Here is a 21,408-nt window from a genome sequence, read left to right on the forward strand (position 1 = left end):
CATCAGGGCGACCTTGCCGCGGCCGGTGATGTTGAGCTGGTACTTGCCGGACCCGGTCCGGACACCCCGCACGCCGACTAGTGTTTTCCCCGATGCACGCGGTGGGGGGAGACAGAGCTGATGAGCCGTCGGTCGAGCAGCGGCCTGATCGGGGAGTGGGCGCAGGCGCAGCGCCGCCAACAGCAGACGCTGCAGGTTCAGCAGCGGGAGGCCGAGCGCCGTCAGCGGACCTACGAGCGGGAGGCGGCGCGCGACCAGCGCCGGCACCGCGAGGCCGAGGCGCAGCGGCGGACCGCCATGCTCGACGCCGAGGTGGAGGCCCTCCAGGGGCTGTTGGTCGCGGGGTGCCGGGCGCCGGTCTTCCGGATGGCCGGCCTGGTCCGGTCCGACCGGCTGGAGCCGTTCGCCCCCGGGACCCTCGCGCACCCCGTACCGATGCCGCGCATCGAGCAGTTCCAGCAGCAGGGCGACGGCTGGACCCTCGGCTCGGGCCAGCGGGCCCAGGCGGAGCGCGAGGCGCACGCCCGGTACGCCGGGGCCTGGCAGGCGGCCCACGCCGCGGAGGGCCGGCGGCAGCAGGAGCTGGCCGCGTACCGGCAGCAGTACGACCGGTGGGCTGCGGACCGGCTCTCCGAGGTCCGGGCGCACAACAGCGGGCTGGCCGAGCTGGCCGCGGCACTGCGCGGCGGTGACGCGGAGGCGGTGGTGGAGTACTTCTCGGCCGCCCTCTACGCCTCGGCGGCCTGGCCCGAGGCGCTGCCGAGGCAGGTGGCGGCGGCGTACGACCCCGGCGCGCGCGAGCTGGTGCTGGACTGGGAGCTCCCCGGGTACGCGGTGGTGCCGGAGGCCAGGTCGGTGCAGTACCTGCCGAGCACGGGCCAGGACAAGGTCAGGCCCCGTCCGGCCACGGAGCGGCGGTCGCTGTACCGGGACCTGCTGGCGCAGTGCATGCTGCTGGTCGTGCGCGAGCTGTACGCGGCGGACGAGTTCGGCGTGCTGGACTCGGTCGCGGTCAACGGCTTCGTGGACTGCCCCGATCCGGCGACGGGGCACGAGGCACAGTTCATACTCGCGACCGCGAAGGCGGCGCGCACCGCGTTCGCGGGGCTCCGGCTGGAGCAGGTCAGCGCGGTGGACTGCCTGGTGGAGGGGGTGCGCGGGCAGCTGTCGGCGCGGCCGGACCAGCTGACCGCCGTACGTCCGGGCCGCCGGCCGGAGGAGGTCGGCGGTGGGGTCGTGAGCCACGGCGGCGGTGACGCCGGCGGCGATGGCGAACCGGACCTGTTCGCGATGGACCCGATCGCCTTCGAGAACCTGGTCGCCGAGCTGTTCCGGGCGATGGGCATGGAGGCGGTGACCACGCAGCGGTCGGGCGACGGCGGCGTGGACGTCGAGGCACTGGACCCGGCCCCGATCCGGGGCGGTCGGATCGTGGTGCAGGTCAAGCGCTACCGGAACACCGTGCCGCCCACGGCGGTACGGGACCTGTACGGCACGGTCCAGGACAAGGGGGCGAACAAGGGGGTGCTGGTCACCACCGCGACCTTCGGACCGGGGTCGTACACCTTCGCCAACGGCAAGCCGCTGGAGTTGGTTCCCGGTGACGCGCTCGTGGAGCTGCTGCACCAGTACGGGCTGCGGGGGCGGCTGGGGGACGCGGCCGGGGGCGTCGCGGCGCGGCGCGCGCCCGAACCCGAGCCCGGCCCGTCCGCCGACCACAACGTGCTCGGCATGTCCTGGTCGGGTTCGGTGGCGCTGGACGTGTGCGCACTCGTCTGCGCGGGCGGCCGGGTGCTGAGCGAGGACCACTTCGTCTTCTTCAACAACCCGCGGACCCCCGACGGCTCGGTCCGCTCGCGCGCGCACGCGGCGCCCGACCGGGCGGCCGTCGAGGTGTCCTTCGACGCCCTGCCGCAGGAGGCCGACCGCCTGGTCCTGGTGGCCGCCGTGGACCCGGAGGCCGACCCGCACGGCGACCTGGCCGGATTCACGGACGCCCGCATCCGGCTCCTCGACGCGGCGGGCGCGGAGGCCGGGTGGCTGGAGGTCTCCGACGGCAGGGCGGGCGAGACGGCCCTGGTCCTCGGCTCGTTCCGGCGCCGGGGGAACGGCGACTGGGACTTCGTGATCGGCGGCAAGGGCTACCGGGGCGGCCTGGAAGACCTGCTGCGGGAGTACGGCATCGAGGTCGCGTAGGACCAGGGGATCGCCCCGGGTGCGGGGGCGGCCTGCCCGCGGTGCGTGTCGGCGCGGGCGGGGCGTGCCCGGGGTGCGTGCCGTGGCACCCGGCCCGGCCGGCGAGCGGGTCACTCCTCGGTGCGGTCGGGCTCCCGCCCGGGCCGCGCCACGTACCGCAGTACGCCCCACATGCTCTCGGGGCCCAGCTCGTGCGGCGCGGGCTCACGGCAGTCCTCCAGGTCGCGGAGCAGCCCGGCGGCGTCGATGCCGGAGCCGATCAGGACCAGCTGGGTCAGGCGCGCTCCGCCCCGTCCCCAGGGCCCCGGGGCGAAGCGGAGGAAGCGGCCGACCGCGTGGACCTCGTACCGTTCCCCGTGTCCGGGTACGCCGAAGTGGACGAAGCCCTTGATCCGGTAGAGGCCGGGCGGGCGGCGGTCGAGGAAGTCGATGAACCGGCGCGGCGAGAGGGCTTCGCGGGAGGTGAACTCCACGCTCTCGTAGGCCGCGTGCGGGTGGGAGGCGCGGCCGTGGCCGCACCCGGGGCCGTGTTCGTGCCCGGGGCCGTGTTCGTGCCCGGGACCGCAATCGGGGCCCTGCTCGCGCCCGGGCCCGTCGGCCTGCGCGAGCAGGTCCTCGAAGGACAGCTGTCCGCGGGTCTCGGTCCAGGGCCGGCGGTCGAAGAGCAGCTCCGGATCGATCCGGCCGTGTTCGGCGCCGACCCGTGGGGTGCCCGGGGCGCAGAGCGCGTCGAGGACCGCCTCGATCCGGGCCCGCTCGGCGGGGTCCACCCGGTCGGTCTTGTTGAGCACGACCAGGTCGGCGACCGCGAGGTGCCGGTCGGTCTCCGGGTGTTTGCGCCGGGTCGCGTCGAACTCGGCCGCGTCCACGACCTGCACCATGCCGCCGTAGCGGACGTCGGGGTTCTCGCCGGCCATCAGCATCCGGATCAGCTCCTGGGGCTCGGCCAGCCCGCTCGCCTCGATGACGATCACGTCGATGCGGTGGGCGGGCGCCGCCAGCTTCTCCAGGTACGCGTCGAGCTCGCTGCCGTCGACGGCGCAGCACAGGCAGCCGCCGCCGAGGGAGACCATCGAGTCGCCGAGCCGGCCGGCCACCGACATGGCGTCGACCTCGATCGAGCCGAAGTCGTTGACGACGACGCCGATGCGGGTGCCTCCCCGGTGGGTGAGGAGGTGGTTGAGCACGGTGGTCTTGCCCGAGCCGAGGAAACCGGCGAGGACGACGACGGGGACGGGCTGCCTGCTGTTCACCCGGTCGATCGTAGTCAGCCGCGGGGCGGGACCGGTCGCGGCGCGGGAGGTCCGGCATAGCGGGCGGCGGGACGGATGATCTTCGAATCGGCGGCCTGTTCCAGGATGTTCGCGCTCCAGCCGACGACGCGGGCCGCGCAGAAGGTCGGCGTGAACATGGCACGCGGCAGCCCGCACAGTTCCATGACCACGCCGGCGTAGAACTCCACGTTGGTGTGCAGCTCACGGCCCGGCTTGAGCTCGGCGAGGATCCGCTCGACCTGGCGCTCGACCTCGACCGCGAACTCCACCAGCGGTCCGCCGAAGCCCAGGGCGATGTCGCGGAGCATGCGCGAGCGCGGGTCCTCGGTCCGGTAGACCGGGTGCCCGAAGCCCATGATCCGGTCACCCGCGAGCACCCGCTCGCGGATCCACGGCTCGATGCGGTCGACGGTGCCGATGGCGTCCAGGGTGTCCAGGGCCCGGCTCGGGGCACCGCCGTGCAGAGGTCCGGAGAGTGCGCCGACGGCGCCGGTCAGGCAGGCCACGACGTCGGCGCCGGTGGAGGCGATCACGCGGGCGGTGAAGGTCGAGGCGTTGAATCCGTGGTCGATGGTGGAGACGAGGTACCGCTCGACCGCGCGGGCCCGGACCGGGTCGGGCGCGCGGCCGGTCAGCATGTAGAGGTAATTGGCGGCGTACGGGAGGTCCTCACGCGGTTCGACCGGCTCCTGCCCCTGCCCCAGCCGGTGCAGGGCGGTGAGCAGGGTCGGTACGGCGGCGCAGGCGGCCAGCGCGTCGGCGGCCCGGCGGCCGGGGTCGAGGTCGAAGACGGGGCGGAAGCCGGCGGACGCGCCCAGGAGCGAGAGCGCCGTCCGCAGCCCGGCGAGGGGTCCGGAGAGGGCGGTGGCCCGGGCGAGGCCCGGCAGGGCGTCCCGGACGGCGGCGGGCAGCCTGCGCAGCGGTGCGACCTCGGCGGCGAACGCGGCGCTCTCGGCGGCGTCCGCCGGGAGCGTGCCGCGGAACATCAGGTGCCACACGTCCTCGAAGCCCCGGCTGTCGGCGAGCTCGACGGCGGAGTACTGACGGTAGTGGTAGAAGCCCTCACGGCCTCGGACGTCGCCCAGTTCGGTCTCGGTGACCACGACTCCCGCGAGACCGCGGGGTACTTCGACGGTGGTGTTCATGGATCGACCATCGATGATTGATGTAATCATTGTCAATGTTGATTCAATCAATGTGGATAGGGTGTTGTGCATGGACGAAGAGGGACGGCTCACCACCCGGCAGGCGGCCGAGCTGCTCGGGGTGAAGCCCGCGACCGTGTACGCCTACGTCAGCCGCGGCCAGCTCACGAGCCGGCGGGACCCGGTGGGCCGCGGCAGCACCTTCGACGCGCGCGAGGTGGAGGCGCTCGCCGTGCGCAGCAGGCGTGAGGCGGCGGTTCCGGCGGGGGAACTCTCGGTCCGGACCTCGCTGACCCTCATCGAGGACGACCGGTACTACTACCGGGGCGTCGACGCGGTGGAGCTGGCCTCGGCGCACCCCTGCGAAGAGGTCGCCGAGTGGCTCTGGACCGGCGCCCTGCCCCGCGGGGCGCGGTTCACCGCTCCCCCGGAGACCCTGGCCGCCGCCCGGCGGGCGGTGGACGCGCTGCCCGGGCACAGCGGGCCGGCCGACCGGCTGAGGGTGGCGACGGCGGCGGCCGCCGTCACGGATCCGCTGCGCTTCGACCTCTCCCCCGAGGCCGTACTGGGCTCCGCCCGCTGCCTGATTCCGACGCTGGTCGGGGCGCTGCCCGTGGTGGGGCGGGCGCAGTGGGCCGGGGACGGCCGCATCGCCCGGCAGCTGTGGCCGCGGCTGACGGCGCGGGAGCCGGACCCGGACGCGCTGGCCGTGCTCGATCTGGCGCTCGGGCTGCTGATCGACCACGACCTGGCCGCGTCGACCCTGGCCGTACGGGTGGCCGCGTCGGCGCGGGCGCATCCGTACGCGGCGGTGTCCGCCGGACTCGGCGTCCTGGAGGGACCGTTGCACGGGGCGGCCGGGCGGCTCGCCCACGGGATGCTGGCCGAGGCGCTGGAGCGGGGCGACGGCGCCGCGCCCGTCGTGGCCGACCACCTGCGGGCGGGACGGCGCGTGCCGGGGCTGGGACACCGGCTGTACCGGGGCGAGGACCCGCGGGCGAGCGCGCTGTTCGCCCGTCTGGAGGCGCTGCCCCAGGCGGGGCCGGCGCTGGCGGCGGCCCGGGAGGTGGTGGCCACGACCGCCGCCCGCAGGCCCGGGCTGCACGCGAACGTGGACCTGGCGCTGGCCGTGCTGACGGTGTCGTACGGGATGCGGGCGCAGGCCGGGGAGACGGTGTTCGCCGTGGCACGAACGGCGGGATGGATCGCGCACGCGCTGGAGGAGTACCAGGAGCGGCCGCTGCGCATGCGGCCCAGCGGCCAGTACCAGGGCCCCCGCCCGCCCCGGCCGATGCCCTGACGGGCGCGGGCCCCCGGCCCGCGCCCGCGGCGCATGGGATGACCCGGCCGTGCGGGCGGTGGTGCCGGCGGTCCGGCCGCGGCGTCAGGTCCGCAGCCAGACCGCCGTGTCCTGCGGGAGCAGCCCCGTGTCGTCAAGGGCGGAGCTGCCCAGCAGGAGACTCGTGTGGGCCGGCAGCGCGACCGGCCCCCCGGACAGGTTGGCCACGCAGAGCAGCCCGTCGGGGCGGGCGAAGGCCAGCACCCCGGGCGGCGCGTTCAGCCACTCCAGCGCGCCCCCGCCGAATCCGGCCGCCGCGCGGCGCAGCCCGAGGGCGGTCCGGTAGAGGGTGAGCATGGAGTCCGGGTCGCCGTCCTGCCGGTCGGCCGCGTACGCCGGCCAGTCGGCGGGCTGCGGCAGCCACGGCTCGTTCCAGGGCTCGGCGGTCCAGGGCAGCGGCACCCGGCAGCCGTCCCGCCCGGGGTCGGTGCCGCCGGACCGGAAGTGCATCGGGTCCTGGATGCGGCCGATCGGCACGTCGGCTTCGGGGAGTCCCAGCTCCTCGCCCTGGTAGACGTACACGGCGCCGGGCAGGGCCAGCGTCAGCAGGGCGGCGGCGCGCGCCCGCCGGGTGCCGAGCCGCAGGTCGGTCGGGGTCCCGAAAGCCTTGGCCGCGAAGTCGAAGCCGGTGTCGGCGCGGCCGTAGCGGGTGACCGTACGGGTCACGTCGTGGTTGCAGAGGACCCAGGTGGCCGGGGCTCCGACCGGGGCGTGCTCGGCGAGGGTCTCCGTGATCGAGGTGCGCAGCCGTCCGGCGTCCCACGGGCAGCTGAGGAAGGAGAAGTTGAACGCGGTGTGCAGCTCGTCGGGGCGCAGGTAGCGGGCGAAGCGCTCGGAGTCGGGCAGCCAGACCTCCCCGACGAAGACCGCGCCGTACTCGTCGGCGATGGCGCGCCACGAGCGGTAGACGGCGTGCAGTTCGTCGCGGTCGATGTACGGGTGGGTCTCGCCCGGCCAGGGCTCCGGGGAGCGGCCCGCCAGGTCGGGCAGCGCGGGGTCCTTGGCGAGCAGGGCGGCGGAGTCGATCCGTACGCCGGCCACCCCGCGCTCGAACCAGAAGCGCAGCACCTCCTCGTGCTCCCGGCGCACGGCCGGGTGGTCCCAGTTCAGGTCGGGCTGCTGCGGGGTGAACAGGTGCAGGTACCACTCCCCGTCGGGCACCCGCGTCCAGGTGTCGGCGCCGTTGAACTGCGAGGGCCAGTCCCCGGGGGGCAGTTCGCCGTGCTCGCCGCGGCCGGGTCGGAAGTGGAACAGCTCCCGCTCCGGGCTGCCGGGGCCGGCGGCGAGGGCGGCCCGGAACCAGGCGTGCCGGTCGGACACGTGGTTCGGGACGATGTCGACGATGGTGCGGATGCCCAGCTCACGGGCCTCGGCGATGAGCTTCTCCGCCTCGGCCAGGGTCCCGAAGGCGGGGTCGATGGTGCGGTAGTCGGCGACGTCGTAGCCGCCGTCGGCGAGCGGGGAGAGGTACCAGGGGGTGAACCAGAGGGCGTCCACGCCCAGGTCGGCGAGGTAGGGGAGGCGGCCCCGGACGCCTGCGAGGTCACCGGTGCCGTCCCCGTCGCCGTCGGCGAAGCTGCGTACGTACACCTGGTAGATGGCGGCCGTGCGCCACCAGTCGGCGGCGGGTCGGGGCAGGGGAAAGTCAGCCACGGAGGGGTCCTTTCGCAGGGGGCGGCCGGGCACGGCGGCGGAGCTGGGGATCGGGGTGGTCAGCCCTTGAGGGAGCCCGCCGTCAGACCGCTCATGATGTTGCGCTGGAAGATCAGGAAGATGACGAGCGTGGGCGCCGAGGCCATCGCGAGCGCGGCGATGAGGTGGTTCTCGGGGACCCCCGTGGACAACGAGTAGATGCCGACGTTGAGGGTCTGCAGGGCGGGGTCCGGAAGGGTGAGCATGGGCCAGAGGAAGTCCTTCCAGACACCGACGATCGCGAAGATCGACACGACTCCGAGGATGGGCCGCGACATCGGCAGGACGATGGAGCGCAGGATGCGCAGGGCGCTCGCCCCGTCGATGGCGGCGGCGTCGAGGATCTCCTGCGGGATGGAGTCGAAGAACCGCTTCAGCAGGAAGATGCTGAAGGCGTTGGTGACGGACGGGAGCCAGATCACCCACGGCGTGTTCAGCAGGTTCCGCTCGATGATCGGCATGTCCAGGACCGTGAGGTACTGCGGTACGACGAGGACGGTCGCCGGGATCATCAGGGTCGCCAGCATCATGCCGAGCACGGCCTTGCCGAAGACGGGCCGCAACCGGGACAGCGAGTAGGCGGCGGCCACGTCGAGGACGAGCTGGAAGGCGAGGGCCCCGAAGGCGTAATAGAGGGTGTTGAACAGCAGCTTGGCGAGGTCCATGACCTTCCAGGCGGCCTCGTAGTTCGCGGTGTGCAGGGAGTCGGGCACCAGGGTCGGCGGGACCTGGGCGAACTCCTCCGTGCTTTTGAGGCCGTTCGCCACCATCCAGTAGAGGGGGCCGAGGAAGGCGAGGGTGAAGCCGGCCACGACCAGGACGAGCACGGTCCAGTAGAGGATCTTGCCCCGGGTGCGGCCGAGTTGGGCCGGTGATATCAGCGTGCGCTCTGCCATGTGAAGTACTCCCCCGGCGGGTTCCTGGTCAGTTCTCGTTGTCGCGGCTGAGGCGGACGTACAGGGCGGAGAAGCCCGCGAGCAGGACGAGCAGGCACAGGCCGAGGGCCGCGGCGCCGCCGTACTGGTTGAAGCTGAAGGCGTACTGGTAGATGAGGACGACGACGGTGGTGGTCGATCCCTCGGGCCCGGCGCCGCCGGTCAGCAGGAAGGGTTCGACGAAGACCTGCATCGTCGCGATGATCTGCATCAGCAGCATGAGCGAGAGGATGAGCTTGGTCTGCGGGATCGTGACGTGCCAGATCTTGCGCAGCAGTCCGGCCCCGTCGAGTTCGGCGGCCTCGTAGAGCTCGCCCGGGACGCCCTGGAGGGCGGCCAGGTAGATCAGCGTCGCGCCGCCCATGTTCATCCAGGTGGAGGCGATGACGACGGAGAGCATCGCGGTGTCGGTGGACTGCAGCCAGTCCTGCGCCGGGAGGTGCAGGAACTCCAGCGCCCGGTTGAAGAGGCCGTAGCCGGGATCGTAGAAGTACTTGAAGAGCAGGATCGAGGCCACCGGCGGCATCATCACCGGCAGGTAGACGAGCAGCCGCAGGTAGCCCTGCGCGTGGCGGAACTCGTTCAGCACGAGGGAGACCACGAAGGGGACCAGGAACCCGAGGAGCAGGGCGAGTCCGGTGAAGAGCAGGGTGTTGCGCCAGGCCTGCCAGACGTTCGGGTCCGCGAAGACATAGCGGAAGTTGTCCCATCCGACCCAGCGGGTGGCGCCGCCCTCGGTCTTCTGGAAGGCCAGCAGGAACTCCCGGACCATCGGGTACCAGGAGAAGAAGGAGAAGCAGAGGACGGCGCCGATCAGGAAGCCGTGGGCCGTGAGGTTGCGCTTGAAGGCCCGGAGGAACTCCGCGCGGGAGTCCCGGGGCAGGGTGGGGGCCGACATCGCCGCTCGCTCCTTGGTGGATCGTCGCCGTCTGGGGGTGGGGCGGGTGGGACCGGGGGGCGGGGAGGCTCACCGCCGGGCCCACCCGGGCCGCTACTGGTTCCCCAGTACCTGGTTGACCGACTTCTCGGCCTCGCCGAGCAGTTGGGCGGGATCGGCGTTCTTGTTGGTGAGGACGCCCGACACCACCTTGTCGAGGACCTTGTAGACCTCTTGCGCCTTGACCGGCTCCGGCTTGCCGGGCACCGGGTTGTCCAGGAAGGGCTTGAAGTTGGCGACCGGCATGGTGGCGCTCGCCGCCTTCAGTTCGTCGTCCTTGGCCTTGCCCGCGCCGGTGAAGAAGGCGGGCTGGGGCAGGCCGACCGGCAGGCCGTCGGCCTTGCTGCGGTCGTACTGGAACTGCCCCTTGCCGATCGTGAGGGTCTTGAAGTTCAGCCAGGCGACGGCTGCCTTGACCTGGTCGGGCGAGCTGCCCTTCTTGAACATGTAGCCGTTGCCACCGGCCAGGGTGGCCGCGCCGCCGGGGATGGGGCCCATGCCGAAGTTCTCGTACGCGGCTCCGAGCTGCTGGACCATGTACGTGATGTCGTCGGGCGCGGCGAGGAACATGCCGAGCTTGTCCGAGGCCATCTGCTTCTGGAGGTCCCCCCACTTGAGCAGCTGGGTCTTGCCCATGCTGTCGTCCTCCCAGCGCATGGCGCGGAGGTTGTCGACGATCTGCCGGCCCGTGGCGTTGTTGAAGGCCGCCTTGCCGTCGGGGCCGACGATGTCGCCGCCGAGGCCGTACATGGTGGCCGTGTAGTGCCAGCCGCCGGTGTTCTCGACGCTGTACTCGCCGAAGCCGGCGACGCCGTTGCCGAGGGCCGCGATCTTCTTGGCGGCCGCCCGGACCTCCTCCCAGGTGCGCGGCGGATTGTCGGGGTTGAGGCCCGCCTGCTGGAAGAGCTTGCGGTTGACCAGCAGGCCCATCGTGTAGTTGCTGGTGGGGACGCCATAGAGCTTGCCGTCGCGCCCGAGGACGTCCATCACGCTCTTGTCGATGTCGCCGAGTGCGGGGACCGTGGCGGGCGTGACGTACGCGGAGACGTCCTGCGCACCGTCGTTGTCCAGCACCTGCTGGAGGTCGGTGAAGTAGGCGTAGAAGACGTCCGGCTGGGACTTGGCCTTGAGCATCGCGGTGAAGCGCGGGGGCTCCAGGCACTGGCCGGGAGTGGAACGGCCTTCGATGGTGACGTTCGGATAGGTCTTGTTGAACTCCGCCACGTCCTCCTTCCACTCCTTGAGCTCGGCCGCCTTGGCCGCGGGCGGCATGCAGTCGATGGAGATGGTGACCTTGGCCTTCGGGTCGAGCGGGGTGGCGGCGTCGGTGGAACTCCCGCCGGCCTGGGGCTTGTCGTCGCCGCTGCTGCTCGTACCGCAGGCCGCGAGGGCGGTGACGGCGAGGGCGGAGGCGAGGGCGGCCGCGACGTTGCGGCGGACGTTGGTTCTCATCGGTGGACCCCTTCGAGCATCGGGCAGGAGGCGTGGGGGCGAGCGCGGCACACTCAACCACCACCCACAGATGAACGCAATATCTCGCGCAGATTTGGCAAGTCATTGACAGTGGAACGTCGCACGCCGGACGCAAAAAGGGCTTCGGAACGTCCGATGGACGTTCCGAAGCCCTGGTCGCTTCGCCTGCGGGCCGTACGGGCCCTGCGCCCGCTACGCGCGCGGAGCCTGCGCGGTGGAGCCGCGGACCACCAGCTCAGGCTCGAACAGCAGCTCGCCGGGCTGGACGGCGGCCCCCTGGATCTGCGCGGTGAGCAGTTCGACCGCGGCCCGGCCCATGGCCTCGATGGGCTGCCGGACGGTGGTCAGGGGCGGTTCGGTGCAGTTCATGAACGCGGAGTCGTCGTACCCCACCACGGAGACCTCCCGCGGCACGTCCAGCCCCCGGCGTCGGGCGGCCCGTACGGCCCCCAGGGCCAGCGGGTCGCTCGCGCAGATGATGCCGGTGACCCCGCGGTCCAGGAGCCGGGAGGCGGCCGCGTGGCCGCCCTCCAGCGAGAACAGGGTCCGCTCCACGTGGGCGGCGGGCAGCTCGGCGCCGGCCGCGGCGGCCACCGCCTGGGCGGCGACCAGCTTGCGCAGCGAGGGCATGTGGTCGGGCGGCCCCAGTACCAGGCCGATCCGCTCGTGCCCCAGGGAGGCCAGATGGCGCCAGGCCTGCTCGACCGCGACCGCGTCGTCACAGGCCACGCACGGGAACCCGAGGTCGTCGATGGAGGCGTTGATCAACACCACCGGAACCTTGCGCTCCGAGAGCAGCCGGTAGTGCTCGTGCGGGGCGTCGGCCTGCGCGAAGAGACCTCCGGCGAAGACGACGCCGGACACCTGCTGCTGGAGCAGCAGTTCGACGTAGTCGGCCTCGGACACCCCGCCGGTGGTCTGGGTGCACAGCACCGGCGTCAGGCCCTGCTGGGCCAGGGCGCCGCCGATGACCTCGGCGAAGGCCGGGAAGATGGGGTTCTGCAGCTCGGGCAGGACCAGCCCGACCAGCCGGGCCCGCTCGCCTCGCAGCTGGGTGGGGCGCTCGTAGCCGAGGACGTCGAGGGCGGTGAGCACGGACTGTCGGGTCGCCTCCGAAACGCCCGGCTTGCCGTTGAGCACCCGGCTGACCGTCGCCTCGCTGACTCCCACCTTCTTCGCCACTTGAGCAAGTCGTCGCGTCATGAACGCAAGAGTAGCGCAAGGAATGCAAGTTCCTTGCGGTTCGATTACGACCAGTTTGACGCATGCGGGCCCGCCCCGGAAGGGGTCGGGCCCGGTCCCCGCCGGAGCCGGACGACGCCGCGGAAAGCGGGGCGCCCCCAGGGGCACCCCGCCCGCCGCCGCACGACTACGGCACGACTACGGCACGACTACGGCAGCTGATTGATCCTGAACGTGGACGTCGTGTTCCGTACGTCCACCGCGTTGTCGTTCATCCGCAGGTTGTGGAAGGTGACCTCCCCGACCGCGGGACCCTGCCCCGCCTCGGGCATCTCGTTCGCCCAGAGGCCGAAGCCCGACTTGGCGTCGAAGGCGTCACCGCTCTTCTTCGCGCCGGTGATGGTGATGTCCCTCAGGACGGTGTCCTTGATCGGGTTGACCGGCTGTCCTCCCACGTACTGCGTCTGGAACATGATCCCGCTGTACGTCGGGTCGACGATGTCGACGTTGTTGATCCGGATGCCCTGGAACACCTTGGAGGCCGAGAAGACCCAGATGCCGGGGAAGGTCTGGCCGCCCCAGAAGTGGCCGCCGGACCGGACGATCGAGATGTTCTCGAAGGTCGTCGGATCCGTCCCGAACCCGTTCATCGGATACCCGAAGTCCAGCGAGCTGATGGTGATGCCCGAGTAGACGAGGGTGTCGGCGATGTGGATGTTGCGGAAGGCGTTGTTGAAGCCTCCGTAGACGGCGACGCCCGCCGCGCGCCAGGTCAGGATCGCGGTCAGGTTCTCGTAGACGTTGTTCTTCATGTCCGCGCCGCCCGCGTCGATCGCGGAGAACAGCGCGAAGCTGTCGTCCCCGGTGGCCCGCGCCTCGTTGTTGGTCACGAGGTTGTCCGTGCTGCCGTTGGTCATGTTGATGCCGTCGGCGAACATGTTGCGGATCCGGGAGTTCTTGATGGTGATCCGGTCGGTGTTGGCGCCCCAGTACAGGCACACCATGTGTTCGTTCCAGATGTTGTCGATGGTGATGTCGGAGACGTTGGCGAAGTCGAAGACCTTGCCCGGACCGTCGATGCGCGACGTGTAGTTTCCGAAGTAGGCGAAGCCCGAGAAGGACGAGCCCTTCGCCGTGCCCTCCGCGCGCCAGCCGATGTCGGTGTTGTCCTGCGACGAGGGGGCGTGGAAGCGCGTGAACCACGGTCCGGCGCCCACCACCTGCACGGCCTTGCCGTACACCTGGAACTTGCTGGCCGTCTGGTAGTCGCCGGGCGGCAGGTAGACGCCGACGAGCTTGCCGGTGGTGTCCATCCGGACCTTGTCCAGGGCGTTCTGCACGTCCTGGTGGCTCAGGCCGGCCGGCACGGTGTAGGTCGCCGGGTCCGGGTTGGGGAGCGCGGTGGCCTGCTCCAGGCTCACGAAGTCGATCGCGTAGACGGAGGTGTTGGACGCGTCCTTCTGGAGGCGGATCCTGCTGCCCTGCGGGACGGTCTCGCCCAGCAGGATGTTGGCCTCGTCGTAGATGTGGCGCGGGGCGCCGGAGCCGGGCGAGTCACCCGGGGACGCCTCGGCCCCGTAGAGCCAGGCGTACTTCGAGGTCAGCGGCAGGGTCTTCTTCATGACGCCGTTGACGTAGACGTTGATCGTGGAGTCGATGCCCCCGCCGCCCGGCGCGTCCGGGATGGAGAACCGCGTGACCAGGGTGTTCGTGGCAGCCCGGGTGGTGAACTCCACGTACTCGCCGGTCGCGTCGAGGCTGACCGCCTTGCGGCCCGAGGCTTCGCCCGCGATGTCGCCGATGGTCCGGTTGGGGCCGACCACACCGGCTCCGCCGCCGACGACGCCGTCCTCCGCCTCGTACATGTCGAAGGGCATGTTCGCCCCCCGGCCCACGAAGAACGGCTTGGCGGAGGTGTTGTTGCCGCGCTTGACCGGCAGCTCGTTGGCGTCCGCGGCGAGGACCGTCTTCACGGTGTACTTGCCGTTCGCCGCCGGCCAGCTGCCGAGCGCGATCGGGGCGGTGGAGGCGCCGGCGGCGAGGGCGCCGCTGAAGGAACCCGTGAGCGTACGGACGGTGGCTCCGCCCGCGTCCTGCAGGGTGAGGGTGACCTCGTGCGTCCCGGCGGCGGCCGCGACGGTGCCCTGGTTGCGTACGGTGACGGAGAAGTTCACCGGCTGGCCCGCGGAGGGGGCGCCCGGCGACCAGGTCACGGCCGCGGCGACCAGGTCGGAGCTGTCGACCGGTCGGACGACCAGCGGCGCTCCGGTGAAGGTGTTGTTCGTGTCGTTCTGCTCGACGATCGTGTTCGCCTCGTCGACGACCGCGCTCAGCGGGTACGTACCGGCGTCCCGCGGGCCGATGGCGGCGGTGACGGTGGCCGACGCACCCGCGGCGAGCGCGGGAACGGCGGCGGCAGCGGCCTTCGAGCCGCCGAGCTGGAAGGTGACGGCGGTGGCGGCGGCCGGAGCCGGACCGGCGTTCTTGACGGTCGCGGAGAGGGTGACGGGGTCCGACTCGACCGGAGCGGCCGGAGCCGCGCTCAGCGCGGTGACCACCAGGTCGGGGTTGGGTGCCGGAACGCCGATGACCTGGAACTCGGCGATCTGCCCGTTGGAGGAACCGGTGTTGGAGGTGAAGCGCAGCTGGACGTCCGCGACGCGGGCGGTCAGCGGGATGGTGACGGTGTTCCCGGAGGCCGGGTTGAACGCGTAGTCCCTGGCGGCGACCAGGCTCGTGACGGCCTGGGCGCTCTGCTCGCGGCCGAGGACCTGGATGTTCTGGGTGCGCGCGCCCCAGGCGCTGTCCGGGCTGAGCTTGAGGACGACGCGGTCGGTGTCGGCGTTGGCGCCGAGCCTGACCGTCAGGGTGCTCGGATAGGCGCCGGCCGCGCCCTCCCAGTAGGTGGCGGTGCTGTTGTCGTTGGCGTTCTCCGCGGCGAAGGTGTGGATCACGGAGGATCCGGCGATCGGCCTGCCGACGGCCAGGTTGGAGCCGCCGCCCCCGGAGCCGTTGCGGGTGACGGGGTTGCTGTCTCCCGAGCGGTTGCCCGCGGCGTCCTTGGCGCGGACGACGTAGGTGACGGTCGCGCTCGCCGGCTGGGTGTCGGTGAAGGTGGTGGCGCCGCCCGCGACGCTCGTGCGCAGCTGGTTGTTCGCGTACACCTCGTAACCGGTGACACCGACGTTGTCGGTGGACGCCTGCCAGGTCAGCCTGACCTGATCGGCGGCGGGCTCGGTCAGGGCGAGACCGGACGGCGCGGTCGGAGCCTGGGTGTCCCCGGTGTCGCCGGTGCGGGTGACGCTGTTGCTGTTCGGCGACTGGTTGCCCGCGGCGTCCTTGGCGCGGACCACGTAGGTGACGGTCGCGCTCGCCGGCTGGGTGTCGGTGAAGGTGGTGGCGCCGCCCGCGACGCTCGTGCGCAGCTGGTTGTTCGCGTACACCTCGTAACCGGTGACACCGACGTTGTCGGTGGACGCCTGCCAGGTCAGCCTGACCTGGCCGGTGGCGGGCTCGGTCAGGGCGAGACCGGACGGCGCGGTCGGAGCCTGGGTGTCCCCGGTCTGCGGACCGTAGATCTCCAGCTCGGAGAGCTGGCCGCCGGGCTGGACGGAGTTGAGCGATATCAGCACGCGCAGGTACCGGGTCGTCGCGGCGTCGAAGGTGACGGAGACCGCGTTGCCGCCGGCCGGGGCGAACTCGTACGCCTTGGAGGCGGTCAGGTCGGTGAAGTCCGAGCCGTTGGCGCTGCCCTGGATCTTCAGGGTCTGGGTACGGGCGCCCCAGCCTTCGGGCAGCCGCAGGACCACGCGGTCGACGCGTACGGAGGACCCGAGGTCGGCCTGGATCCACTGCGGCAGGGCGTTGTTGACGCTCTCCCAGTAGCTGGCGGTGTTGCCGTCGTTGGCGTTGGCCGGTACGTAGACCTGGGTGTTGCTGCTGGCGGTCAGGGTCTTGCCGAGGGCCAGGTTCGCGGAGGAGTCACCGGGGGCGCGTACCTCCAGCTCGGAGAGCTGCGCGGCCTGCCAGCCCGTGTTGGCGGTGATGTTGATCCGTACGTAGCGGGTCTGGGTGGCGGGGAAGGTGACAGTCACCGTGTTCCCGCTGCCCTGGGCAAAGGCGTAGGAGGCCGGGTTCACCAGGGTGCTGAAGCCGGTGCCGTCGGCGCTGCCCTGGACGGACAGGGTCTGGCTGCGGCTCTCCCAGGCGGCGGGCAGTCGGAGCACCACCTGGTCGACGCGGGTGGTGGCGCCCAGATCGGTCTGCACCCATTGCGGAAGGGTGCCGCCCGCGCTCTCCCAGTACGTCGACTGGTTGCCGTCGGTGACGTTGGCGGCCGCATAGGCGCCGTTGGTGCTGCTCGCGGCCGCGGGGCGGCCCGCGGCGATGCTCGGACCGCCGGCGGCCGCGGCGGTCAGGGCGGGCCAGCCCATCATCAACAGGGCTGTGCTGATGACGGCGGCCAGGGCCCGCCATCTCCAATTGAGCCTTCTCATATGTCCTCGTCCCTCGGGCATGAGTTTTCTGAACCAGGTGAGATAGGAATTTGCGTCGTGCGGTGCGAGAGTTGCAGAGCTTTGCCGACTCGTCTACTGCTGTGACCGCACTTTCATGCCTTCATCTCTTGCGCAAGCTGGGCGCAAATCACGCAAGCGATTTGCGTGCACCATGGAAATTCCACTGAGGCCCGCGCCGACCTACCGTTGGTCCCCATGCGGTTCCTCCTCATGAGCGCTCGGCGCCTCGGGCTGCCCAGACGGGCCGTCTCCCAGATCCTGCTGACCCAGCTGGCCATCGCCGGCGGGGTCGTCGTGCTGGCCACCGGGCTGTTCCTGGCCCCGCTCAGCGCACAGCTCGACGACCAGGCCATGCGGCGTGCGCTGGCCATCGCGCAGAGCGCGGCGGCCGATCCGTCACTGGCCGCCGACCTCCTCGGCTCCGGGGCCTCGGCGGACGGCCCGGTGCAGTCCGCCGCCGAACGGATCCGGCGGGCGACCGGCGCCGAGTACGTGGTCGTCCTCGGCTTGGACGGCATCCGCCGCTCGCACCCCAGCGCCGAGCGGGTGGGGCTGCCCGTCTCCACCGACCCCGCGGCCGTCCTGGCGGGGCGCGAGGTCATGGAGATCGACGACGGCACGCTGGGCCGCTCCGCCCGCGGCAAGGTGCCGCTCGTCGCCGCGGACGGCGAGATCGTCGGCGCCGTCTCGGTCGGCATCGCGTACGACAGCGTCCGCGACCGGCTGCTCGGCGCCATCCCCGGCCTGCTCGCCTACGCGGGCGGCGCCTTGGCGGCGGGCGCCCTCGCCGCCTGCCTGCTGTCCCGCAGGATCCACCGGCAGACCCGGGACCTGGCCTTCTCCGACATCGCCGGGCTCCTCGCGGAGCGCGAGGCGATGCTGCACTCCATCCGCGAAGGGGTGATCGCCCTCGACCGGCACGGCCGGGTCAGACTGGTCAACGACGAGGCCGCACGCCTGCTGGGCCTCGCCCCCGACTCCGCCGGTTCCCTGGCCGGACGCCCGCTGGACGACCTGCTCGGCACGGGCCGGACCGCCGACGTCCTCTCCGGCCGGGTCACCGGCCGGGACCTGCTCGCCGTTCAGGGTCCTCGGGTCCTGGTCGCCAACCGGATGCCCACCGAGGACGGCGGCGCCGTCGCCACCCTGCGCGACCGCACCGAGCTGGAACACCTGGGGCGCGAGCTCGACTCCACACGGGGCCTGATCGACGCCCTGCGCGCCCAGGACCACGAGCACGCCAACCGCCTCCACACCCTCCTCGGCCTGCTGGAGCTGGGCCTGCACGAGGAGGCCGTGGAGTTCGTGACGGAGGTCGCCGGGGTGCACCGGACCACCGCCGAACAGGTCACCGAGAAGGTGCGCGACCCGCTGCTGGCCGCCCTCCTGGTGGGCAAGGCGACCGTGGCGGCGGAGCGCGGCGTCCCCCTGCGGCTGGCCGCGGCCACCCTCCTGCCGGACCGGCTGGCCGACCCGGGCGGTCTCGTCACCATCGTCGGCAACCTCGTCGACAACGCCCTGGACGCCGCGGCCGGTTCACCGGAGCCGCTGGTCGAGGTCGAGCTGCGCGCCGAGGGCCGGACCGCCGTGCTGCGGGTGCGCGACAGCGGCCCCGGCGTTCCCGCCGCGCGCCGCGAGGAGATCTTCACCGAGGGCTGGTCGACCAAGCAGCCCAGGGCCCACCGCGAGCGCGGGCTGGGCCTCGCCCTCGTACGGCGCCTCGCGGAGCGCCAGGGTGGCAGCGCCCGGGCCGGCGAAGCGGCGGACGGCGGGACCGAGTTCTCCGTCGTGCTCCCGGAGGCCCTGCGGTGAACGGGACCACGAGCGGTGACCTGGACGTGCTGGTCGTCGACGACGACGTGCGCGTCGCCCGCGTCAATGCCGCGTACGTGGCGAAGGTCCCCGGCTTCCGCGTGGCCGCGCAGGCCCACTGCGCCGCCGAGGCCCTGGCCTTCCTCGCCTCGCACCGGGTGGACCTGATCCTCCTCGACCACTACCTCCCCGACGAGAACGGCCTGGACCTGGTGCGCCGCCTGCGCGAACGCGGCCACGGCACCGACGTGATCATGGTCACCGCGGCCCGGGACCTGGTGACCGTCCAGGCCGCGATGCGCCTCGGCGCCCTCCAGTACCTGGTCAAACCCTTCACCTTCGCCGGCCTGCGCGGCCGGCTGGAGGCGTACGGGGCACTGCGCCGCACCCTGGAGACCGGGGGCGAGGCCGAGCAGGCGGAGGTCGACCGGATCTTCGGCGCCCTGGCCGCCGCCGGTCCGGCCAACGAACTCCCCAAGGGCCACTCCCCCACCACCGCGGACCTGGTCCGCCGGGTGCTCCGCTCCGCCGGCGGCCCCCTGTCCACCCAGCAGATCGCCGACCGCGCGGGCATCAGCCGCCAGACCGCCCAGCGGTACCTGAAGCTCCTCGACCGCGCGGGCCGGGTCACCCTGGCCCTGCGCTACGGCGAGACCGGCCGCCCCGAACACCGCTACACCTGGCTCCCCTCGGAGGGCGCCTGAGCCACCCCCGGCGGCCCGCCCCGCTCGGAAGCGCCCGGCTCGCTCAGGGCGCCCCGCCCGCCCCGCTCAGACCGCCCCGGCTCCGGTCAGGGAGCGGACCTCGGTCTCCGCGTGCTTCCTCTCGTCGGGCTCCTCGCCCGACGCGACGGTCCCCAGCCAGCCCGCGAGGAAGCCCAGCGGGATCGAGATGATCCCCGGGTTCTGGAGCGGGAAGTACTGGAAGTCCACCCCCGGGAAGAGCGACTCCGGGCTGCCGGACACCACCGGTGAGACCAGGACGAGCAGGACCGCCGGAACCAGCCCGCCGTACACCGACCAGACGGCCCCCCGCGTGGTGAATCCGCGCCAGAAGAGCGAGTACAGCAGCACCGGCAGGTTGGCCGACGCGGCCACCGCGAAGGCCAGCCCCACCAGGAAGGCCACGTTCAGGTCCTGGGCGAGCAGCCCGAGGCCGATCGCCACCGCCCCGATCCCGACGGCGGCGGCCCGGGCCACGGCCACCTCGCTGCGCTGCCGGGCGTGCCGGCGCTTCAGGGAGGCGTACAGGTCGTGGGCGACGGACGCCGACGAGGCCAGGGTGATCCCGGCGACCACGGCGAGGATGGTGGCGAAGGCGATGGCGGCCACGAAGGCGAAGAGCACCGCGCCCCCGGTGGAACCGGCGCCCCCGCCGAGGAAGGCGGCGAGCAGCGGCACGGCCGTGTTCCCGGAGGCGTTGGAGGCCCGCACCGCGTCGGGGCCCACCAGGGCGGCCGCCCCGAAGCCGAGCACGATGGTCATCAGGTAGAAGCCGCCGATGAGGCCGATCGCCCAGACCACCGAGCGGCGGGCCGCCCGCGCCGTGGGCACGGTGTAGAAGCGCGACAGGATGTGAGGCAGCCCGGCGGTCCCGAGGACCAGCGCGAGGCCGAGGCTCATGAAGTCGATGCGGGCGGTCCAGTCGCCGCCGTACTTCAGGCCCGGTCCCAGGAAGCGGGCCCCGTGCCCGCTGCGGTCGGCGGCGCTGGTGAGCAGCTGGTCGAAGTTCCCGTGGAAGCGCAGCAGTACGAGCACGGTCAGGGTGACGGCCCCGCCCATCAGCAGCACGGCCTTGACGATCTGGATCCAGGTGGTGGCCCGCATCCCGCCGAAGGACACGTAGACGACCATCAGCGCGCCGACCCCGATCACGGTCAGCGTGCGGGCGGCGGCGCTCGAGCTGCCGAGCAGCAGGCCGACCAGGCTGCCCGCGCCGACCATCTGCGCGACGAGGTAGAGCACCGAGACGACGACCGAGGACGTGCCGGCCGCGATCCGCACCGGCCGCTCGCTCATCCGGGCGGCGACCACGTCGGCGAGGGTGAAGCGGCCGCAGTTGCGGACGAGTTCGGCGACCAGGAACAGCACCACCAGCCAGGCGACGAGGAAGCCCACCGAGTACAGCAGGCCGTCGTAGCCGAACAGGGCGATCAGTCCGGAGATGCCGAGGAAGGAGGCGGCGGACATGTAGTCCCCCGCGATGGCGAAACCGTTCTCCATGGGCGAGAACAGGCGCCCGCCCGCATAGAACTCCTCGGGCGAACCGTGCCGGTTCCGGCTGACCCAGGTGGTGATGCCCAGGGTGACGGCGATGAAGACGCTGAAGAGGATCAGCGCGAGGGTCTGGTGCTCGGTGGTCACCGGCCGTTCCCCCTCGCCCGGCTGCGTTCCTGGCCGCGTTCCTGCTCGAAGACGGTCCAGCGCAGGTCGAGCGCCGCCCGGTCCCGGCGCAGCCGCGCGTGCCGGGCGTACGCCCAGGTCAGCAGGAAGGTGCTGAGGAACTGTCCGAGCCCCGCCAGCATGGCCACGTTGACCGCGCCCACCACCGGCCGGGCCATGAGGCCGGGCGCCGCGGTGGCGGCGACCACGTAGGCCACGTACCAGAGGAAGAAACCGGCGGTCGCGGGGACGACGAACCCTCGGTAGCGGCTGCGGACTTCCTGGAAGGCGGCGCTCCGCTGCACTTCGAGGTAGATGTCGGACGCGCCGGGCGCGGACCGGCCTCCGGGGGCCGGGCTCGGCGGGGACGCTTCCTCACCCTCACCCCAGCCGACGGCCAGCGCGTCGTACCAGGGGTCGTCCAGCCGGATCGTTCCGGCATCGCGACCTGCGTGCTTGTCCACCGAACTCTCCTTGTCCGCCGCCGCATTGGCCGCGTGTCCCACAAGGATGTGCTCAATGGCC

Annotated in this window: 14 protein-coding genes; 4 read left to right on the forward strand and 10 right to left on the reverse strand. The window is 72.3% G+C overall.

From position 1 onward, the window contains the following. Positions 1-120: 120 nt before the first annotated feature. Entirely contained in the window at positions 121-2,196 is a 2,076-nt protein-coding gene (locus tag ABT106_RS07020) for a restriction endonuclease (RefSeq protein WP_351273439.1), read from the forward strand. A gap of 110 nt (positions 2,197-2,306) precedes the next feature. On the opposite strand, the gene ABT106_RS07025 is transcribed toward ABT106_RS07020, so the two are convergent. Together ABT106_RS07025 and ABT106_RS07030 are read right to left on the reverse strand one after the other, a co-directional pair. Continuing rightward, positions 2,307-3,449, reverse strand: coding sequence for a CobW family GTP-binding protein (locus ABT106_RS07025; protein ID WP_351273442.1), 1,143 nt, complete (start codon positions 3,447-3,449; stop codon positions 2,307-2,309). Between the two features lie 14 nt (positions 3,450-3,463). Beyond that, on the reverse strand, positions 3,464-4,615 hold the full coding sequence (locus ABT106_RS07030) for a citrate synthase (protein WP_351273444.1): 1,152 nt from the start codon (positions 4,613-4,615) through the stop codon (positions 3,464-3,466). Positions 4,616-4,685: 70 nt separating this feature from the next. Between ABT106_RS07030 and ABT106_RS07035 the strand changes: the two genes are divergently transcribed. After that, complete coding sequence (locus tag ABT106_RS07035) at positions 4,686-5,915, forward strand: citrate synthase (protein ID WP_351273447.1); 1,230 nt, start codon at positions 4,686-4,688, stop codon at positions 5,913-5,915. Between the two features lie 84 nt (positions 5,916-5,999). On the opposite strand, the gene ABT106_RS07040 is transcribed toward ABT106_RS07035, so the two are convergent. The 6 genes from ABT106_RS07040 to ABT106_RS07065 form a co-directional block, all read right to left on the reverse strand. Beyond that, a complete protein-coding gene (locus ABT106_RS07040; RefSeq protein WP_351273449.1) occupies positions 6,000-7,607 on the reverse strand; it encodes a glycoside hydrolase family 13 protein in 1,608 nt (535 codons plus the stop codon). 59 nt (positions 7,608-7,666) lie between these two features. Continuing rightward, positions 7,667-8,542 (reverse strand): carbohydrate ABC transporter permease, encoded by an 876-nt coding sequence (locus tag ABT106_RS07045; RefSeq protein ID WP_351273452.1) that lies wholly within the window; start codon positions 8,540-8,542, stop codon positions 7,667-7,669. A 28-nt stretch (positions 8,543-8,570) separates the two neighbouring features. Next, positions 8,571-9,479: a carbohydrate ABC transporter permease gene (locus ABT106_RS07050; protein ID WP_351273455.1), complete on the reverse strand. Its 909-nt coding sequence runs from the start codon at positions 9,477-9,479 to the stop codon at positions 8,571-8,573. A gap of 93 nt (positions 9,480-9,572) precedes the next feature. Further along, complete coding sequence (locus tag ABT106_RS07055; protein ID WP_351273458.1) at positions 9,573-10,970, reverse strand: ABC transporter substrate-binding protein; 1,398 nt, start codon at positions 10,968-10,970, stop codon at positions 9,573-9,575. 213 nt (positions 10,971-11,183) lie between these two features. Next, positions 11,184-12,194, reverse strand: a complete 1,011-nt coding sequence (locus tag ABT106_RS07060) for a LacI family DNA-binding transcriptional regulator (RefSeq protein ID WP_351273461.1) — start codon at positions 12,192-12,194, stop codon at positions 11,184-11,186. 188 nt (positions 12,195-12,382) lie between these two features. Continuing rightward, positions 12,383-16,669 carry a galactose-binding domain-containing protein gene (locus tag ABT106_RS07065; RefSeq protein ID WP_351273464.1) on the reverse strand — a complete coding sequence of 1,429 codons (4,287 nt, stop codon included), beginning with the start codon at positions 16,667-16,669 and terminating at the stop codon, positions 12,383-12,385. 216 nt (positions 16,670-16,885) lie between these two features. On the opposite strand from ABT106_RS07065, the gene ABT106_RS07070 reads away from it, so the two are divergent. Then, positions 16,886-18,502, forward strand: coding sequence for a sensor histidine kinase (locus tag ABT106_RS07070; RefSeq protein WP_351273467.1), 1,617 nt, complete (start codon positions 16,886-16,888; stop codon positions 18,500-18,502). Continuing rightward, a complete protein-coding gene (locus tag ABT106_RS07075; protein WP_351273470.1) occupies positions 18,499-19,206 on the forward strand; it encodes a response regulator in 708 nt (235 codons plus the stop codon). The genes ABT106_RS07070 and ABT106_RS07075 overlap by 4 nt, the downstream gene beginning before the upstream one ends. 66 nt (positions 19,207-19,272) lie before the next feature. Here the strand turns inward: ABT106_RS07075 and ABT106_RS07080 are convergent, their stop codons facing one another. Further along, positions 19,273-20,865 carry a monocarboxylic acid transporter gene (locus ABT106_RS07080; RefSeq protein ID WP_351273472.1) on the reverse strand — a complete coding sequence of 531 codons (1,593 nt, stop codon included), beginning with the start codon at positions 20,863-20,865 and terminating at the stop codon, positions 19,273-19,275. Next, complete coding sequence (locus tag ABT106_RS07085; protein WP_351273475.1) at positions 20,862-21,347, reverse strand: DUF485 domain-containing protein; 486 nt, start codon at positions 21,345-21,347, stop codon at positions 20,862-20,864. The genes ABT106_RS07080 and ABT106_RS07085 overlap by 4 nt, the downstream gene beginning before the upstream one ends. Positions 21,348-21,408: the final 61 nt, after the last annotated feature.

The sequence above is a fragment of the Streptomyces sp. NPDC002044 genome, from assembly GCF_040296725.1.
In the GTDB taxonomy this organism is placed as follows: domain Bacteria; phylum Actinomycetota; class Actinomycetes; order Streptomycetales; family Streptomycetaceae; genus Streptomyces; species Streptomyces antarcticus.

Excerpts from the sequence above, each read along its gene's own strand:
- ABT106_RS07055 (WP_351273458.1), bottom strand. The coding sequence starts at position 10,970 with ATGAGAACCAACGTCCGCCGCAACGTCGCGGCCGCCCTCGCCTCCGCC.
- ABT106_RS07035 (WP_351273447.1), top strand. The coding sequence starts at position 4,686 with ATGGACGAAGAGGGACGGCTCACCACCCGGCAGGCGGCCGAGCTGCTC.
- ABT106_RS07045 (WP_351273452.1), bottom strand. The coding sequence starts at position 8,542 with ATGGCAGAGCGCACGCTGATATCACCGGCCCAACTCGGCCGCACCCGG.
- ABT106_RS07050 (WP_351273455.1), bottom strand. The coding sequence starts at position 9,479 with ATGTCGGCCCCCACCCTGCCCCGGGACTCCCGCGCGGAGTTCCTCCGG.
- ABT106_RS07060 (WP_351273461.1), bottom strand. The coding sequence starts at position 12,194 with ATGACGCGACGACTTGCTCAAGTGGCGAAGAAGGTGGGAGTCAGCGAG.
- ABT106_RS07065 (WP_351273464.1), bottom strand. The coding sequence starts at position 16,669 with ATGAGAAGGCTCAATTGGAGATGGCGGGCCCTGGCCGCCGTCATCAGC.
- ABT106_RS07070 (WP_351273467.1), top strand. The coding sequence starts at position 16,886 with ATGCGGTTCCTCCTCATGAGCGCTCGGCGCCTCGGGCTGCCCAGACGG.
- ABT106_RS07020 (WP_351273439.1), top strand. The coding sequence starts at position 121 with ATGAGCCGTCGGTCGAGCAGCGGCCTGATCGGGGAGTGGGCGCAGGCG.
- ABT106_RS07030 (WP_351273444.1), bottom strand. The coding sequence starts at position 4,615 with ATGAACACCACCGTCGAAGTACCCCGCGGTCTCGCGGGAGTCGTGGTC.